The following is a 17,606-nucleotide window of genomic DNA, read 5'->3' as shown; positions in this document are numbered from 1 at the left end:
GCCGGGGGTCGGCCGGGCGCCCGGGGCCGCTCCCCCGGCGGCGCGCACCGCCGCGCCGTCCGCCACCGGCGTCCCGCCGACGGTCGCCGCGGCCTCGGTGGTGACTTCGGTGGCCTCCTCGGTCGTGGCCTCGGTCGTGTCGTCGGTCGCAGCCTCGCCCGCGCCCGCCCGCGCGTGGGGCGCCGTCGGCGGTTCGTACGGCGGCTGGGCGGCGGGGTGCGGGGCGTCCGGTTGGGCCAGGGCCGCCGCGAGCCCGGGGATCTCCAGGTGGACCACGGCGACCGGCTTGGCCGCCCCGCTCTGCGCGATGGCCTCCCGGATGGCCTGCGCCAGCTCCGTCGCCGAGCCGCCGTCCACGGCCGGGATGGCCGTGACGACGACGGCGTCGCACAGGTCGTCGGCGAGGGCCCTGGCGAGCGCCGCGTGGAAGTCGGCGGGCTCGGCCTCCGTGGTCAGGTCGAGGGGCGGCAGCGGGCGCAGCCCGTCGGTCAGACAGGCGTCGTAGGTGATCAGGCCGAGCGACTCCGAGTTGCCGAGGATGGCGACCCGGGGGCCGCGCGGCAGCGGCTGGGCGGCGAGGAACAGGCCGACGTCGGCGAGTTCGGTCACCGTACTCACGCGGATCACACCGGCCTGCCGGAAGAGCGCGGAGACGGTGGCGTCGGGGATGCGCGTGGTGGGCACCGCGTGCCCGGGCGGTTCGCTGCCGCTGTGCCGGGCGCCCTTGACCACCACCACCGGCTTGAGCGCCGCCGTGCGCTTGGCGAGCCGGGTGAACTTCCGGGGATTGCCGATGGACTCCAGGTAGAACAGCGCCACCTGGGTGTCGGGGTCGTCGTGCCAGTACTGGAGGAGGTCGTTGCCCGACACGTCGGCGCGGTTGCCGGCCGAGAGGAAGGTGGAGATCCCGAACAGGCCGGAGCCGCGCCGGTGCAGGCCGGACAGCAGGGCGATGCCGATCGCGCCGGACTGGGTGAACAGACCGAGGTTCCCCGCCGGTGGCCGCTGCGGCGAGAGGGAGGCGTTGAGACGCACGCCGTCGGCGGTGTTGATCACCCCGAGCGCGCCGGGGCCGATCAGCCGCATCCCGTACGACCTGACCTGGCGGACCAGTTCCCGCTGCCGCTCCAGCCCCTCGGGCCCGCTCTCGGCGTACCCGGACGAGACCACGACCAAGCCCTGCACGCCGTGCTCGCCGCAGTCGGCGACCACGGCCGGCACCTGCTCGGCCGGGACCGTGATGACGGCCAGGTCCACCGGGTCGGGGATGTCCCGCACCGAGCGGTACGCGGCGACGCCCGGCTCATCGGCGACCGGCTCGACTCCCGTGTCGGGCTCGTCACCAGCGGCGGGACCGGTCGACGCGGCGGTCCCGGCGGCCGGGCGGGCGGTCCCGGCGGCCGAGGGGTCGGCCTGGTCCGCCGGCACGGCGGCCTGACCTCGCCCGCCCGCGTGTGGTGCGGGGCGCGGGAGGTCCCCGGGCGCGGGGCGGGCGCCGCCCGGACCCTGCTGCGGGCCGGTGGTAGTCCGCGCCCCGTCGGCGGCGCCCTGCTGGGCGTCCGCCGCACCGCCGCCGTCGCCCCCGCGCGCGGGGACCGCCGTGCCACCGCCAGCGGGGGTGGGCGCACCGGCCGTGCGCAACGGGGTCGCCGCTCCGCCGTCGGGCGCGCCGGCGGACCGGTCCGTGCCCGGGTGTGCGCCGGCCGCCCGCTGTGCCTCCGCGAGGTCGGTGCCCGTCAGCCGGGACGGCCCGGCCGGGAAGGCGTAGTTGACCGCGTACACCCGGCCCGTGTAGCCACCGGCGAGCAGGTTGCCCAGGACCGCGCGGCCGGCGCCGCCCGACCGCCGGCTGGCGCCGATGACCGCCACCGAACCGGGCGCGAGCAGCCGCTGCACCGAACGCGCCTCGGCGCGCTGTTCCCGGGCCCGCATCACGGCCAGCGACCGCGCCGTGGGCTCCAGGTCGAACTCCAGCCGGACCACGCCGTCCTCGAAGCTGCGCTGCTGGGTGTAGCCCGCGTCCGTGAACACCTTGATCATCTTGGTGTTGGCGGGCAGCACCTCGGCGGCGAAGCGCCGGATCGCGCGCTCGCGGGCGACGGCCGCGATGTGCTCAAGCAGGACGGAGGCCACGCCGCGCCCCTGGTGCGCGTCCTGCACCAGGAAGGCGACCTCGGCCTCGTCGGCCGGCGCCGACGCGGGCAGCCCGCGGTCGTCGATCCGGTCGTAGCGGACGGTGGCGATGAACTCGTCCCCGACCGTCGCCGCGAGACCGACCCGGTTCACGTAGTCGTGGTGCGTGAAGCGGTGCACGTCACGGTCGGAGAGGCGGGGGTACGGGGCGAAGAAGCGGTAGTACTTCGACTCGTCCGACACGTGCTCGTAGAAGTCGACCAGCCGCTGCGCGTCGTCGGGGGTGATGGGGCGGATCTGGGCGGTGCCGCCGTCACGGAGCACCACGTCCGCTTCCCAGTGGGTCGGATAGGCGTGCTCGGCCGGCGTTTCCATGCGTCCAGCCTATGCGGGGGGACCGACAACGGTCCGACTCGCGCACTCCGTTGTGGCGGGGCAGGCTGTGCATGGGCCCCGCCGGAGCACTCCGCGCCCCGTGAGAGACTGGTCTAGACAACAAAAACCACCTGAAGGGCAACACCATGGTTGAGCGCCGCGTCACCGTCGGCTGGGCAGAGGGCCTGCACGCTCGCCCCGCGTCCATCTTCGTCCGCGCCGCGACGGCCTCCGGCGTCCCCGTGACGATCGCCAAGCCGGACGCCGACCCGGTCAACGCCGCCTCGATGCTCGCCGTCCTCGGACTCGGCGCGCAGGGTGGCGAAGAGGTCGTCCTGGCCTCCGAGGCCGATGGCGCCGAGGCCGCGCTCGACCGCCTGGCCAAGCTCGTCGCCGAGGGCCTTGAGGAGCTCCCGGAGACGGTCTGACTCGCTCTCCAGCGCACGACAGGGCCGCGGTGACGGATGCACGTCACCGCGGCCCTGCTGTATGTGCTCTGCGCTGGGCGCGGTGTGGGGCCCGGGGGGGGCGCCGGGTGCACCGGGCGTCTGGAACGCGGTACGGCGCGGGTACCTGGCACGCCCGCAGGTCCCGAGCGCGGCGGGCCCCTCGCGCGCGTGGCGCAGGACGGGTTCGGCGAACCTCGCGCGCCTGGCGCGGGACGCAGCGCCGTACGGGCCGGGCCCGGCAGTACTGCGCCGCGTGAGCCCTCACCCGCACGGGCAGGACGGCCCCGGACGCCGCGGGCGCACCGGGTGGGGAACGCCGCACGGAGGCGATGCCGTACGGAGCGCGCACGGTGCACCGGGGCGACAGGGCGCGCACACGGAGCACGGGGCAGGTGCCCCGCTCGGCACGGAGCGGGCGCCGCACGCGGCACGGGGCACGGGGCCGTGGCCCACCCAGTCGACCGGTACGGCCCTCCGGTCCATCACCCGAGGCGTCCCCCCGGGGGGCTCGGCTTCCCCCGTACGCCTACCCCTCCCCCCAGCCGGGTCGGGCGAGTACGGCCGGCACCCCGTGGACGCGGCGCCTGCCCGCTACGCGTACGGCCGTCCGGCAGGCAGGTCCCGTACCCGCGGAGCAATCCACGCACGCCCCGTGCCTGCGCTGCCTGCCGCGCGCGTGACGCGCGCGAAGGTCCGCACCATCCGGCCAGGCGCTGTCGGGCCCGTAGGCAGTGCAGGCAGCACCCCGTGGAGGCCGCCCCTCGCGCACGCGTAGGCGCGCGAGGTTTTCGGGCCGCGCCCTCCGTCCTCATGCGCGCGCGTACGCGAGGTCGTTGCAGCCCGGCGTGGCGGGGACCAGGCACACATCGCCCACGGCGCGCCCGCGAGCCTCGACCGGCGCCCACTCGGCAGCCGAACGGCACCAGCAGCGGATCGCGGTCAGAAGCTGACCGCAAGGCCGGCAAGAATGGCCAGCAGGCGCCCCGTTCGCAACCCGCGAAGCCGGCGGGGCCCCGCGCAACAGCTCCACCACCCACGCCCGCCCCACCACCCCCATCACCCATCACCCATCCCCATCACCCATCACCCATCACCCCACAGCTTTCATCAGCACCGGGAGAGGACCGACCGCATCGTGAAGACCAGCGAACCGGGACCGCCGGCCGCCCCGTGGCGGCCCACCGCCAGCACCGCGAAGCAGGCCGCCGCCCGTCGGCCCGTACCGGCGTTGCACGGGGCGGGGGGCCGGTGAGCGTTCTCGGCACCAGGGCGTTGGGGCGGGCGTCGCTGGCCCGGCAGTTCCTGCTCGCCCGCGCCGACGTCCCGCTCACCGACGCCGTCGCGCACCTGGGCGGACTCCAGGCGCAGGAGCCGCAGGAACCATTCGTCGGCCTGTGGTCGCGGCTGCGCGCCTTCGACCCTGGGGCGCTCTCGGACCTCCTAGTGGAGCGGCGGGTGGTGCGTACCGCCCTGATGCGCCGCACCGTTCACCTGGTCACCGCCGAGGATGCGCTGGCCTGGCGGTCCCGGCACGACGCCATGCTGCTCCAGCGCGCCCTGGGTGCCTACCGTCGCGAACTCGACGGCGTCGACCTCGATGAACTCGCCGCGGCCGGCCGGGCCAAGCTGGACGCCGGGCCGTGCTCGAACGCCGAGCTCACCCGGGCGCTCGCCGAGCGTTGGCCGACCGTCGTGCCCCGGGCGTTGGGCGAACTGGTGGTCGCCGCGCTCGTCCCCACCGCCCAGCTGCCGCCGCGCGGGGTGTGGCGCGCCCGGGCCGGCGTGCGCAACGTGCTGCTGGCGTCCTGGCTCGGGCGCCCGGTCGACCCCCTGGCCCCGGACGCCGCGGACCCGGTCGGGCAGGCGCTGGTGCGCCGCTACCTGGCCGCCTTCGGCCCGGCCGCATCGGCTGACGTGCGCGCCTGGTGCGGCGTGGCCGGGCTGCCCGCGGCGATCCGCGCCCTGCGCCCGGAGTTGGTGACCTTCCGCGACGAACGGGGCCGGGAACTCCTCGACCTCCCGGACGCGCCGCGCCCCGACGCCGACACGCCCGCCCCCGTACGCTTCCTGCCCGCGTTCGACAACGCGGTGCTCGGCTACCACGACCGCAGCCGGATCATCGACGACGCGCACCGCGGGCTGTCCGTCACCGGCGCCCGCTTCGTCCTGGTCGACGGCACCGTCGCGGCGACCTGGACCGTCCGGGACGGCACCGTCCGCGTGACACCGCTGCGCCGGCTCTCGCGCACCGACCGCACCGCGGTCGCCGAACAGGGCCAGGCCCTGGCGTCCTTCCTCTCCGAGGACGGTGACGACCGCGACCGGGTGCGCATCGACGCGCCCGCGCCGTAATCCCCAACTCCCGCGCGCGCCCGCACGCGCGTACGCCCGCACTGCCCCTGCCCGCACCCGAACGTGCGGCCCGCACCGGGTTTGGCGCCCGTGGTCGGCGCGTACGGGCGGGCACGCGCGCGGGGCACGCCGAAGGCCCCGGCTTCGGGAGCCGGGGCCTTGGCGGGAGAACGAGTGCCGGGTGGGCGGTGGGCCGTGACCGGGCGGGCCGCTCGCGCGGCATGGGGGCGCCCGGCGGGGCCGCGCGCAAGGGCGCGCACACCGCCACCGTGCCACCGCGGGCGGTGGCCGGCCAAGCGTGGTGAACCGGGGCTAGATGTTGACGCCGTGCGACCTGAGGTAGGCCAGCGGGTCGATGTCCGAGCCGTACTGCGCGGAGGTGCGGGCCTCGAAGTGCAGGTGCGGGCCGGTGGAGTTGCCCGTGCTGCCCGAGATGCCGATCTGCTCGCCCGGCGCCACGGTCTGGCCGACCGAGACGGAGAGGCTGTGCAGGTGGCCGTACTGGGTGTAGGTGCCGTCGTTCATCTTGATGATGACGTTGTTCCCGTACGCACCGCCCCAGCCGGCCTCGACCACGGTGCCGGCGCCCACGGCACGCACCGTGGTGCCCGTGCTGGCGTGGAAGTCGATGCCGGTGTGGCTGCCGGAGGACCAGTTGCCGCCGGACGCCTTGTACTGGGTGGAGACGTAGCTGCCCGCGATCGGCGAAACGTAACTGCCGATCGCCGCGCGCTCGGTGGTGCGGGAGGCACGGGACTGCCCGGTCTGCTCCGTCTGGCTCGCCTGCTCGCTGGCCTTCTGCTGGGCCTCGCGCTCCGCGGCGGCCTTGGCCTCGGCGGCCTTCTTGGCGGCGGCCTTCTTCTTGGCCTCCTCGGCGGCGGCCTTGCGCTTGGCCTCCTCCGCCTTCCGCTTCACCTCGGCGGCGTGCTTGGCGGCCTGCTGGCGCGCCTCTTCCTCCGCCTGCTGCTCCGCCGCGGCCTGCTCGGCGGCGGTGTACTGGGCGTCAGCCTGGGCACCGATCTTGTCGGCGATGTTGTCGTTCAGGGTCACGGCCTGGCGCAGGCCGGTGTCCTGAAGTTCCGGCGACGCATCGGCACCGGAAGCGGCCATCGCGGGCGCCGCGATGCCGGCGACGACTCCGGAGGCGGCGAGAGTGGCCATACCCGCCACATTCGCACTGCTACGGGCGAAACGGGTGGGGCGACGGTGCCGCCCGGTGGCACGGGTGAACGCCATGAGGAGGCGTGCTCCTTTCCTTCCCTCTCGCCTACCGGGTTAGCTGACGGGTTCGGAGCAGGAAGGTCTCCTACGGTCACCACGCCCCGCGAGAGGATGGCGGCCGATTCACCCCAGGGGATTTGGGTCCCCGGCTCCCTCGGCTCGCACCAGAGGGACTCGGCGATGGTTGTCCGGTGCCACGGATGTGGCGGATGCGTGACGAACAACGGCCCTGACGCTAAGCGGGACCACTTTTGATCGGCAAACAGAACCGGCTGTTTGTTGCGCACGCCACACGGCAGATGGGCAGCCTCTCCAGCAAACCAGACATACCGAAAGCCCCTGGATTCCCTCTTGACTCCGCGGCTCCTTAACGCTCCGTCAGCAACAGAGCGCCCGCGCCCCGCTCGCCCGGCCTCGCGCCCGGCCCCCTCACCAGACGCCACGCACCGGCCGCCCCGCCGGCTCCCGCGCCCCGTGACGCCTCGTGAATCCGGTAGGCGACACGGGCGATATGGGCGTACGAGGCCGTACCAGGGCTCCGCGCGCCGCGCCCGCCCCCACTTTCCTCGCACTCCCTTGCCTTGCACTCCCCGTACGCGCGCGCACGCGCGCGAGGCGGTCAGCGGCTCAGGCGGAGGCCCGTCTCAGGAACTCAGTCCGTCTCGGGCACTCAGGCCCGTCGCCGTGACCGCCGTGGCATCCACCCACCCGCCCACGCGCGCGGCCCCGCCCGCGCTCCCTGTCGTACGGAGCGACGCGTACGACGGCTCCGTACGCCAAGGCTCCGCGCAACAGCTTCGTACGGCGAATCCGTACGGAACGCCCGTACAACTGGTCTGCACCGCGGGCTCTGCACCGCGGGGTCTACACGGCGGGACCTGCGCGGCGGGTTCCGCACCGCCCGATCAAGGGGCAGTGCCAGGCCCGGCGGCAGGGCGCCGTTGGGCGGCCGGGCATGCGACGGCCGGACGGGGGCCCCGCCCACTCGGGCGCCCGTCGGTCGCGTGCCCGGCCGCCGCCGGATCGGACGGCGTCAGCCGGAGACCACCCGCACGTCGCCGATGCCCAGCGCCTTCACCGGCTCCTCGATGGCCGAGGCGTCGCCGACCAGCACGGTGACCAGGCGGTCCACCGGGAAGGCGTTCACGACGGCCGCGGTCGCCTCGACCGTGCCGGTCTCGGCGAGCCGGCGGTAGAGGTGGGCCTGGAAGTCGTCCGGCAGGTGCTGTTCCACCTGGTCCGCGAGGGTGCCGGCGACCGATGCCGCCGTCTCGAACTTCAGCGGGGCGATGCCCACCAGGTTCTGCACGGCCACGTCGCGCTCGTCGTCCGTCAGCCCCTCGGCGGCCAGCGTGCGCAGCACCTTCCAGGCGTCCTCCAGCGCCGGCCCGGTCACCTCGGTGGCCACCGAACCGCTGATGGCCAGCAGCGAGAGGCCGGAGCCGTCGGCCGTGGAGCGCAGCACCTGGGCGAAGGCCCGCACGCCGTAGGTGTAGCCCTTCTCCTCACGCAGCACCCGGTCCAGCCGGGAGGTGAGGGTGCCGCCCAGGCAGTAGGTGCCCAACGTCTGCGCCGGCCAGACCCGGTCGTGCCGGTCCGCGCCCACCCGGCCGATGAGCAGTTGGGTCTGCACCGCGCCCGGGCGGTCCACGATGACGACCCGTCCGGTGTCGTCGGCGGCGACGGCCGGCACCGGGCGGGCCTGCCCGGCATCGCCCGTCCAGGCGCCCAGCGTGTCGGCGAGCGCCTCGTCGAGGTCGACGCCGGTGAGGTCGCCGACGACCACGGCGGTGGCCGTCGCGGGACGTACGTGCGCCGTGTAGAAGGCGCGCACCGCGGCGGCGTCCACGGCCGCCACCGTCTCCTCGGTGCCCTGCCGCGGACGGGACATCCGCGAGTCGGCCGGGAAGAGCTCCTTGGAGAGCGTCATCGCCGCCCGCCGGGCCGGATTGGCCAGCTCGTGCGGGATCTCGTCCAACCGGTTGTGCACCAGCCGCTCGACCTCCCCGGCGGGGAAGGCGGGCGTGCGCAGCGCGTCGGCGAGCAGCCCGAGCGCCTTGTGCAGCCGGGAGGCCGGCACCTCAAGCGAGACCCGGACCCCCGGGTGGTCCGCGTACGCGTCCAGGGTCGCGCCGCAGCGCTCAAGCTCGGCGGCGAACTCCTCGGCGGTGTGCCGGTCGGTGCCCTCGGACAGCGCCCGCGCCATGATCGTGGCGACGCCCTCGATGCCCTGCGGCTCGGCCTCAAGCGGCGCGGCGAGGTTGACCTCGACCGCGACCACCTGCTGGCCGGGGCGGTGACAGCGCAGCACGGTCAGGCCGTTGGACAACTGGCCGCGCTCGGGCGCGGGGAACGCCCACGGCTTGGGCTGGCCGGGCTGCGGCTGGGGGTGGAACTGCATGCTCGTCACGGCGGTGTCCGTCGCCTTCGTCTGGCTCGTGGCTGCGGCGTCGCTCACCGGTCGGCCCCTTCCTCGTTGTCCTCGGTCGCTGCGTCGGTCCCGGTGGCCTCGACCACGTCGGTCGGCTCGGTCGGCTCGGCGCCCTCGGCGCTCTCCGCCGGCTCGATCGGCTCGTAGACGAGCACGGCCCGGTTGTCGGGGCGCAGTCGGGCGGCGGCGACGGCCTGCACCTCGGCGGCGGTGATGTCGAGCACCCGGCTCACCGCGGTCAGCGCCAACTGCGGGTCCCCGAACAGCACCGCGTACCGGCACAGTTCGTCGGCCCGGCCGCCGACCGTGGCCAGCCGGTCCAACCATTCGCGTTCGAGTTGCGCCTGGGCGCGCTCCATCTCCTCCGGGCTCGGGCCCTCGGCTGCGAACCTGGCCAGTTCCTCGTCGACGGCCGACTCGATCGCGGGCACCTCGACGCCGCCCGAGGTCTTGACGTCGAGCCAGCCGAGCGAGGGCGCACCGGACAGCCGCAGCAACCCGAAGCCGGCCGCGACGGCCGTGCGGTCGCGCCGCACCAGGCGGTTGTGCAGCCGCGAGGACTCGCCGCCGCCGAGCACGGTCAGCGCCAGGTCGGCCGCGTCCGCCTCCCGGGTGCCGTCGTGCGGCAGCCGGTAGGCGGCCATCAGCGCCCGGGCCGGCACCTCCTCGCGCACCTCCTCGCGCACCTGCTCCCCCAGGACGTCGGGGAGCGCGCCGTCGCGCGGGGTGGGCTTGCCGTCGTGCGCCGGGATGGAGCCGAAGTACTTCTCGACCCAGGCCAGCGTCTGCTCCGGGTCGATGTCGCCGACCACGGAGAGCACGGCGTTGTTCGGCGCGTAGTACGTGCGGAAGAACTGCCGCGCGTCCTCCAGCGAGGCCGCGTCCAGATCCGCCATCGAGCCGATGGGGGTGTGGTGGTACGGGTGGCCCTCGGGGTAGACCATCGCGGTCAGGCGCTCGAACGCGGTGCCGTACGGGACGTTGTCGTACCGCTGGCGGCGCTCGTTCTTCACCACGTCCCGCTGGTTCTCCATGCTCTCGTCGTCGAGCGCGGAGAGCAGCGACCCCATGCGGTCGGCTTCCAGCCACAGCGCCAGCTCCACCTGGTGGGCCGGCATGGTCTCGAAGTAGTTGGTGCGCTCGAAGCTCGTGGTGCCGTTGAGGGAGCCGCCGGCGCCCTGCACGAGCTCGAAGTGGCCGTTCCCCTTGACCTGGTGCGAGCCCTGGAACATCAGGTGCTCGAAGAGGTGGGCGAGGCCCGTGCGGCCCTTGACCTCGTGGCGGGAGCCGACGTCGTACCAGAGGCAGACCGCGGCGACCGGGGTCAGGTGGTCCTCGGAGAGCACCACCCGCAGGCCGTTCGCCAGGCGGTGCTCGGTCGCTGTCAGGCCGCCGGAGCCGGCCTGTTGCGTGGCCGTGTGACCCATGGGCATGTACGTCCCTTCGATCGCGCGATCTTTCGCGGGTTGAGCAGTCCTGTCACTGTATGCAACCGGGCTGACATCTGGCGAAGTTCCCGGCGATGTGCCCGGCTGTGGGCGGCTCCGACACCTGCCCGCGGCCGGGTCGCGGTCCGCGTTGTCAGTGCGGCGGTCCACAATGGTCGGCGTCAACACTCGCACCGGCAGGAGAAGGAGCCGCAGCCGCGATGGCCCGCCGCAGCACGAAGACCCCGCCACCGGAGGATTTCGAGGAGCGCATCCTCGACATCGACGTCGTCGATGAAATGCAGGGCTCCTTCCTGGAGTACGCCTACTCGGTGATCTACTCGCGCGCGCTGCCCGACGCCAGGGACGGCCTCAAGCCCGTGCACCGCCGCATCCTCTACCAGATGAACGACATGGGCCTGCGCCCCGAGCGGGGGTACGTGAAGTGCGCCCGGGTCGTCGGCGAGGTGATGGGCAAGCTGCACCCGCACGGCGACGCGTCCATCTACGACGCGCTGGTGCGCATGGCCCAACCCTTCTCGATGCGGCTGCCGCTGGTCGACGGGCACGGCAACTTCGGTTCGCTGGGCAATGACGACCCGCCGGCCGCCATGCGGTACACCGAGGCGCGGATGGCCTCGGCGACCTCGCTGATGACCGAGTCCATCGACGAGGACACGGTCGACTTCACCCCGAACTACGACGGCAGCGAGCAGGAGCCGGTGGCGCTGCCGGCCGCCTATCCGAACCTGCTGGTCAACGGCTCGTCCGGGATCGCGGTCGGCATGGCGACGAACATGCCGCCGCACAACCTCGGCGAGGTCATCGCCGCCGCCCGGCACCTGATCAAGCACCCGGGCGCCGACCTCGACACGCTGATGCGCTTCGTGCCGGGCCCCGACCTGCCGACCGGTGGCCGCATCGTGGGCCTGACCGGCGTGCGCGACGCGTACGAGAGCGGGCGCGGCACGTTCAAGATCCGGGCCACCGTCTCGGTGGAGAGCGTCTCCGCGCGGCGCAAGGGCCTGGTCGTGACGGAGCTGCCGTTCGCGGTCGGCCCGGAGAAGGTCATCGCCAAGATCAAGGACCTGGTCGGGGCGAAGAAGCTCCAGGGCATCGCCGACGTCAAGGACCTCACCGACCGTGAGCACGGGCTGCGGCTGGTGATCGAGGTGAAGAACGGCTTCAACCCGGAGGCCGTCCTTGAGCAGTTGTACAAGCTGACGCCGATGGAGGAGTCCTTCGGCATCAACAACGTCGCCCTCGTCGACGGCCAGCCGCTGACGCTCGGCCTCAAGGAACTCCTTGAGGTCTACCTCGACCACCGCTTCACCGTGGTGCGGCGGCGCAGCGAGTTCCGGCGCCGCAAGCGGCAGGACCGGCTGCACCTGGTCGAGGGCCTGCTCACGGCGCTGCTCGACATCGACGAGGTCATCCGCCTCATCAGGTCGAGCGAGAACGCGGCGCAGGCCAAGGAGTCGCTGATGGCCCGGTTCGGGCTGTCGGACACCCAGACCCAGTACATCCTGGACACCCCGCTGCGCCGGCTGACCAAGTTCGACCGGATCGAGCTTGAGGCGGAGCGGGACAAGCTCACCCAGGAGATCGCCGAGCTGACGCGCATCCTGGAGTCGGACGCGGAGCTGCGGAAGCTGGTCTCCAGCGAACTGGCCGCGGTGGCCAAGAAGTTCGGTACGGAGCGGCGCACGGTGCTCCTGGAGTCGGCGGGCGCCCCGGTGGCGGCGGTTCCGCTGGAGGTCCCCGACGACCCGTGCCGGGTGCTGCTGTCCTCCACGGGACTGCTCGCGCGGACGGCCACCGGGGAGCCGCCGGTGGACGACGGTGCGGCACACCGCGCCAAGCACGACGTGATCGTCTCCTCGGTGCCGGCCACGGCCCGCGCCGACGTGGGCGTGGTCACCTCCACCGGCCGGCTGCTGCGCATCGCGGTGGTCGACCTGCCGACGCTGCCCGACACCGCATCGGCGCCGAACGTGGCGGGCGGGGCGCCGCTGACGGAGTTCCTCACGCTCACCGAGGGTGAGCGGGTGGTCTGTCTGACCACGCTGGACGAGGCGTCGCCCGGCCTCGCCGTCGGCACCGCGCAGGGGGTGGTCAAGCGGGTGGTGCCGGACTATCCGACGAACAAGGAGGAGTTGGACGTCATCGCGCTGCGCGAGGGCGATGCGATCGTGGGCGCGGTCGAGTTGCGTACGGGCGACGAGGACCTGGTCTTCATCACCAGTGACGCCCAGTTGCTGCGCTATCCGGCCGCGCAGGTGCGCCCACAGGGCCGGGCCGCGGGCGGCATGGCCGGGGTGAAGCTGGGCGCAGGCGCCACGGTGCTCTCCTTCGGCGCGGTCGATCCGGCGGCCGATGCGGTGGTCTTCACGGTGGCCGGGGCGCACGACACGCTCGACGGCTCGGTCCAGACGGCCAAGCTCACCCCGTTCGACCAGTATCCGCGCAAGGGCCGGGCCACCGGTGGGGTGCGCTGCCAGCGGTTCCTGAAGGGCGAGGACTGCCTGGTCATGGCCTGGGCCGGGGCGGCTCCCGCGCGCGCGGCGACCGACACCGGCGCCCCCGCCCCACTCCCGGACCCCGACCCGCGCCGCGACGGCTCCGGCGTCCCGCTGGCCAAGCCGATCGCGGCGATCGCGGGCCCGGCGACGTAGCGGAGCGGGCCGCAGGCGGTGTGGCCTGCGGCCCGCGGTGCGTGGCCCGTGGCGGTGTGCGTGCTGCCGGATGGCTGCGGCCGGGGTTCGGTCCAGGTTCGGCCGGACCGTTTTCGTACGGTTGGGGCTGGGGTGGGGGTTGGGGTCTGGCCGAGCCGTCGTCGTACGGCTGTGGCGGCGGTTCGGCCGAGGTCGTCCGTCGTACGGCTGGTTGCGACGGGCGGGTGGTTACGGCGGCTGGGGTCAGCCGTGACATGCGGGCGGCCGGCCCGGTAGTGCCTGGTGGGCGCGGTGTGGCGGGGCGGAAAGCGTCCGAGCCGGGGGCCGTCTCCCCCGCGCGCGTGCCGCGCCTCCGCGTCTCCCCCTGGACCGCTACTCCTCTACTCCTCGTCTTGTTCCTGCTCGGCGTGCTGGACGTACCGCAGTACGCCCCACATGCTCCGGGCGACGGCCGGCGGCGCCGCGCCGGCCGGGCCCGCCGGCTCCGCCACGGCGTCAGGCTCCGCGAGCGCGAGGTCCGTCCGCCCCTGCGCCGCCGGTTCCGTACCGCACGCCGCCAGCCGTTCCCGGAGTGCGGGGACGTCGAGGCCGGAGCCGATGAGGACCAGTTGCGTCTCCCGGACCGCGGCCGATGGCCAGGGCTCCGGGTAGAAGCGCAGGAACCGGCCCACGGCGTGCAGCACGTACCGGTTGCGCGGATCGCCGGAGCCGAAGTCGACGAAACCCTTGATCCGGTACAGACCGGTCGGCCTGGAGTCGAGGAACGCCATCAGGCGCTGCGGGTCCAGCGGCGTCGGCGCGGTGAACGACAGGCTCTCGTACCCGGCGTGCAGGTGCTCCAGGGGAGGTTCGTCGTCGAGACCGAGTTCCGCGCGCAGGTCCTCGAAGGTGAGCTGGCGGGCGGCGCTCTCGTCGCGCGGGCGGCATGCGAACAGCAGCTCGGGGTCGACGCGGCCGTGCTCGGCGGCGATGACCGCGGTGCCCGGGCTCAGTTCGGCGAGCAGGTCACCGAGCGCCTTGCGGTCGGTCTCGGGCACTCGGTCGTCCTTGTTCAGCACGATCAGATCGGCCATGGCCAGGTGCCGGTCGACCTCCGGGTGCCGCTCCCGGGTGGCGGTGAACTCGGCCGCGTCCACGACCTCGACCAACCCGCCGTAGACCACCCGGCGGTTGTCGCTGGCCAGCACCATGCGCACCAGCTCCTGCGGCTCGGCCAGCCCGCTCGCCTCGATGACGATGACGTCGAGGCGCGCGGCGGGCGCCGTGAGCGCTTCCAGGTGACCGTCGAGTTCGCTGACGTCCACCGCACAGCACAGACAGCCGTTGCCGAGCGAAACCGTCGAACCCACCTGCCCCGACACGCTCATCGCGTCGATCTCGATGGCCCCGAAGTCATTGACGATCACCCCGATCCGGGTGTCGCCGCTGTGCCGGAGCAGATGGTTGAGCAGGGTGGTCTTGCCCGACCCCAGGAAGCCCGCGAGGACGATGACCGGGATCTGCTGCTCGCTCAACGGGGGACCTCTCACACGGCGGGTACGGGCTGCGGCGGTGGCGGCCCCACGTAGCGGGCCGCCGGGCGGATGATCTTCGAGTCCTCCGCCTGCTCCAGGATATTGGCGCTCCAGCCCACGACCCGGGCCGCGGCGAAGGTGGGCGTGAACATGGCACGCGGCAACCCGCACAGCTCCATCACGACCCCGGCGTAGAACTCGACGTTGGTGTGCAGCTCACGCCCCGGCTTCAGCTCCGCCAGAATCGCTTCCACCTGCGCCTCCACCTCGACGGCGAAGTCCACCAGCGGGCCGCCGAAGCCCTGCGCGACGCCGCGTAGCATCCGGGACCGCGGGTCCTCCGTGCGGTAGACGGGGTGCCCGAAGCCCATGATCCGCTCCCCGGCCAGCACCCGTTCCCTGATCCAGGGGTCGATCCGGTCGGGGGTCTTGATGGCATCGAGGGTGTCCAGCGCCCGGCTCGGCGCCCCGCCGTGCAACGGCCCGGACAGCGCGCCGACCGCACCCACCAGACAGGCGGCCAGATCCGCACCGGTGGAGGTGATCACCCGGGCCGTGAACGTGGACGCATTGAATCCGTGGTCAATGGTCGAGATCAAGTACCGCTCGATGGCCCGGGCCTGCTGCGGGTCCGGCTCCGAACCCGTCAACATGTACAGGTAGTTGGCGGCGTACGGCAGGTCGTCCCGCGGCGCGATGGGCTCCAGCCCCGCGCCGAGCCGGTGCAGCGCCGTCAACACCGTGGGCACCACGGCGCACGCGGCCAGCGCATCCGCGCGGCGACGCTCCGTGTCGATGTCGTACAGCGGTTTGAGCCCCACGCACGCACCCCACAGGGAGAGCGCGGTGCGCAGCCCGGCCAGCGGCCCGGACGCCCCGCTCGCCAGGGCGATCCCGGGCAGCGCCGCCGCCACCGGTTCGGGCAGTCCGCGCAGCTCAGCGGTGTGCGCGGCGAAGGCGTCCCGCTCGGCCGCGGTGGGCAGCGCGCCGTGGAACAGCAGGTGCCAGACGTCCTCGAAGGTGCGGCTCTCGGCGAGTTCCACGGCCGAGTACTGACGGTAGTGGTAGAAGCCCTCGCGGCCCCGTACGTCCCCGAGTGCGGTGTCGGTCACGACGACTCCGGCCAGTCCGCGCGGCACCTCGATGGGGTCACCGCGCTCCCCGCTGCGCTGCGCGCCCCGGCCCGCACCCGACTGCGCCTGCGGCGACTGCTGGGCGTGTTGGGACTGCTGGGGCTGGTGCGCCCGCTCCGCCGACGGGGCCCCTCCCGCGGGCGCCCCGGTCTCCTGATGCGACATCTCCGACTCCTCTCCTCACATTGATTTGACTGTCCGATATGAATGATCAGATTGTCAATGTTGATTACAGTAGGGCTAATCAATATGTATTGCCGGCGGCGGACATGGATACGGTGGGGCCATGGCGGACACGGAAACGGACCCCGAGACAGCGAACGGCACCGACGCACGCCGGTTGACCACCCGCGAGGCGGCCGAACTCCTCGGCGTCAAACCCGAGACGGTGTACGCCTACGTCAGCCGCGGCCAACTCACCAGCCACCGCACGCCGGGCGAACGGGGCAGCACCTTCGACGCACACGAGGTGGCGGCCCTCGCGCGCCGCGGCCGGCGCGACTCCCCGGCGCAGCCCGCCGGCCAGCCGGCCCCCGGCGGCACCCTCGTCCGCACCGGCATCACCCTCATCACGCCCGACCGCCACCACTACCGCGGCGTCGACGCCACCGAACTGGCCCGGCGGTACGGCTACGAGGAGGTCGCCGAGTGGCTGTGGACCGGACGGCTCCGACCGGGGCTGCGATTCACCGCGCCGCCGGAGACGCGCGCCGCAGCTCGCCGGGCGGTGGCCGCACTGCCCCCGCACAGCGGCCCGATGGACGGCCTGCGGGTCGCCGCCATCGCCGCCGCGGCAGCCGATCCGCTCCGCTTCGACCTCAGCCCGCAGACGGTGCTCGCCAGCGCGCGCAGCCTGATCGCCACGCTGGTGGACGCCCTCCCCTACGCGCCGGGCCAGCAGCCGCCCCCGTACGCCACCGGGAGCGACACCACACCCGCGGGCACCGGGCCCGACCAACCCACCCCGTCGGCGACGGGGACGCAGCCGCCCGGCCCGGCCACCGCCACGGCCGGAACCGGCCTCCCACCCGCACCCGGCCACCCCGGCACCGAGGCCGACCCGCCACCAGGCGAGCCGGCCCAGCCAGCCCCGCCCCCGGCCGCCCTGCGGGCCCCGTACCCACCCCTGAGCACGCCTCAGGGCGCACCCCAACCCACGACGCGCCCCGGCGCCGACGGCACAGCCACCACCCGCCAGGCGCCGAGCATCGCCGAGCAACTGTGGCTCCGGCTCTCCCCGCGCCGCCCCGACCCCGCCTCGCTACGCGCGCTCCAGACCGCACTGGTGCTGCTCATCGACCACGACCTGGCCGCATCGACGCTGGCCGTACGGGTCGCCGCATCGGCCCGGGCGCATCCGTACGCCGCCGTGTCGGCCGGGCTCGGCGCGGCGGACGGCCCGCTCCACGGCGCCGCCAGCGGACTCGCCCACCGGATGCTGACCGAGGCGCTGGACCGCGGCAGTGCCGCCGTGGTGGTGGCCGACCAGTTGCGCGCCGGTGGTCGCGTACCGGGGCTCGGCCATCCGCTGTACCCGGCGCACGACCCGCGCGCCCGGACGCTGTTCGCCCTGCTCGCGGAGGTCCCCGAGGCGGCTGCCGCGCTGGCCGCCGCCCGCGAGGTGGAGGCGACGGCCGCCCGGCACACCGCATTGCACGCCAACGTGGATCTGGCGCTCGCGGTCCTGACGGTGTCGGCCGGCATGCCGTCCGAGGCCGGCGAGACGGTGTTCGCCCTGGCCAGAGTGGCGGGCTGGATCGCCCACGCACTGGAGGAGTACGCCGAACCCCCCCTCCGCATGCGCCCCAACGGCCACTACACCGGCCCCCGACCACCCCAACCCCTGCCCTGATTCGGGGCGTGGTCGGCGCCCCACCCCACCGGCCCCGCCCTCAC

At 74.0% G+C, this 17,606-nt stretch carries 10 protein-coding genes and 1 riboswitch; of the genes, 4 read left to right on the top strand and 6 right to left on the bottom strand.

The window, feature by feature from the left end:
* Positions 1-2,508: GNAT family N-acetyltransferase (locus ACMA1D_RS23945; RefSeq protein WP_414726070.1), on the bottom strand; the 2,508-nt coding region annotated here is incomplete at its 3' end.
* Between the two features lie 146 nt (positions 2,509-2,654).
* On the opposite strand from ACMA1D_RS23945, the gene ACMA1D_RS23940 reads away from it, so the two are divergent.
* Together ACMA1D_RS23940 and ACMA1D_RS23935 are read left to right on the top strand one after the other, a co-directional pair.
* Positions 2,655-2,936, top strand: coding sequence for an HPr family phosphocarrier protein (locus ACMA1D_RS23940; RefSeq protein ID WP_349996806.1), 282 nt, complete (start codon positions 2,655-2,657; stop codon positions 2,934-2,936).
* A gap of 1,269 nt (positions 2,937-4,205) precedes the next feature.
* The gene (locus ACMA1D_RS23935; RefSeq protein WP_414726069.1) at positions 4,206-5,309 is read left to right on the top strand and encodes a winged helix DNA-binding domain-containing protein; all 1,104 of its coding nucleotides are present in this window, start codon (positions 4,206-4,208) and stop codon (positions 5,307-5,309) included.
* 312 nt (positions 5,310-5,621) lie between these two features.
* On the opposite strand, the gene ACMA1D_RS23930 is transcribed toward ACMA1D_RS23935, so the two are convergent.
* From ACMA1D_RS23930 to ACMA1D_RS23920, 3 genes are all read right to left on the bottom strand, one after another.
* Positions 5,622-6,545, bottom strand: a complete 924-nt coding sequence (locus tag ACMA1D_RS23930) for a M23 family metallopeptidase (RefSeq protein WP_414726068.1) — start codon at positions 6,543-6,545, stop codon at positions 5,622-5,624.
* A 13-nt stretch (positions 6,546-6,558) separates the two neighbouring features.
* Positions 6,559-6,720: riboswitch (cyclic di-AMP (ydaO/yuaA leader) on the bottom strand.
* Between the two features lie 843 nt (positions 6,721-7,563).
* Positions 7,564-8,931, bottom strand: coding sequence for a M16 family metallopeptidase (locus ACMA1D_RS23925; RefSeq protein ID WP_414726078.1), 1,368 nt, complete (start codon positions 8,929-8,931; stop codon positions 7,564-7,566).
* Between the two features lie 53 nt (positions 8,932-8,984).
* Complete coding sequence (locus tag ACMA1D_RS23920) at positions 8,985-10,394, bottom strand: M16 family metallopeptidase (protein WP_414726067.1); 1,410 nt, start codon at positions 10,392-10,394, stop codon at positions 8,985-8,987.
* A gap of 215 nt (positions 10,395-10,609) precedes the next feature.
* On the opposite strand from ACMA1D_RS23920, the gene ACMA1D_RS23915 reads away from it, so the two are divergent.
* Positions 10,610-13,063 carry a DNA gyrase/topoisomerase IV subunit A gene (locus ACMA1D_RS23915; RefSeq protein ID WP_414726066.1) on the top strand — a complete coding sequence of 818 codons (2,454 nt, stop codon included), beginning with the start codon at positions 10,610-10,612 and terminating at the stop codon, positions 13,061-13,063.
* Positions 13,064-13,443: 380 nt separating this feature from the next.
* Here ACMA1D_RS23915 and ACMA1D_RS23910 read toward each other — a convergent pair whose 3' ends face one another.
* Both ACMA1D_RS23910 and ACMA1D_RS23905 read right to left on the bottom strand, forming a co-directional pair.
* The gene (locus tag ACMA1D_RS23910) at positions 13,444-14,577 is read right to left on the bottom strand and encodes a CobW family GTP-binding protein (RefSeq protein WP_414726065.1); all 1,134 of its coding nucleotides are present in this window, start codon (positions 14,575-14,577) and stop codon (positions 13,444-13,446) included.
* Between the two features lie 11 nt (positions 14,578-14,588).
* On the bottom strand, positions 14,589-15,875 hold the full coding sequence (locus ACMA1D_RS23905; protein ID WP_414726064.1) for a citrate synthase: 1,287 nt from the start codon (positions 15,873-15,875) through the stop codon (positions 14,589-14,591).
* Between the two features lie 121 nt (positions 15,876-15,996).
* Between ACMA1D_RS23905 and ACMA1D_RS23900 the strand changes: the two genes are divergently transcribed.
* Positions 15,997-17,562: a citrate synthase gene (locus tag ACMA1D_RS23900; RefSeq protein ID WP_414726063.1), complete on the top strand. Its 1,566-nt coding sequence runs from the start codon at positions 15,997-15,999 to the stop codon at positions 17,560-17,562.
* Positions 17,563-17,606 lie beyond the last annotated feature (44 nt).

This window comes from Streptomyces sp. 796.1 (genome assembly GCF_047525675.1).
Classification (GTDB): domain Bacteria; phylum Actinomycetota; class Actinomycetes; order Streptomycetales; family Streptomycetaceae; genus Streptomyces.
The sequence above is the reverse complement of the archived record's forward strand: the minus strand, read 5'-3'. Positions and strand labels throughout refer to the sequence as shown.

Bases quoted from the DNA above. Each gene is read 5' to 3' on its own strand.
- ACMA1D_RS23940 (WP_349996806.1), top strand. From the start codon at position 2,655: ATGGTTGAGCGCCGCGTCACCGTCGGCTGGGCAGAGGGCCTGCACGCT.
- ACMA1D_RS23930 (WP_414726068.1), bottom strand. From the start codon at position 6,545: ATGGCGTTCACCCGTGCCACCGGGCGGCACCGTCGCCCCACCCGTTTC.
- ACMA1D_RS23925 (WP_414726078.1), bottom strand. From the start codon at position 8,931: ATGCAGTTCCACCCCCAGCCGCAGCCCGGCCAGCCCAAGCCGTGGGCG.
- ACMA1D_RS23920 (WP_414726067.1), bottom strand. From the start codon at position 10,394: ATGCCCATGGGTCACACGGCCACGCAACAGGCCGGCTCCGGCGGCCTG.
- ACMA1D_RS23915 (WP_414726066.1), top strand. From the start codon at position 10,610: ATGGCCCGCCGCAGCACGAAGACCCCGCCACCGGAGGATTTCGAGGAG.
- ACMA1D_RS23905 (WP_414726064.1), bottom strand. From the start codon at position 15,875: ATGTCGCATCAGGAGACCGGGGCGCCCGCGGGAGGGGCCCCGTCGGCG.
- ACMA1D_RS23900 (WP_414726063.1), top strand. From the start codon at position 15,997: ATGGCGGACACGGAAACGGACCCCGAGACAGCGAACGGCACCGACGCA.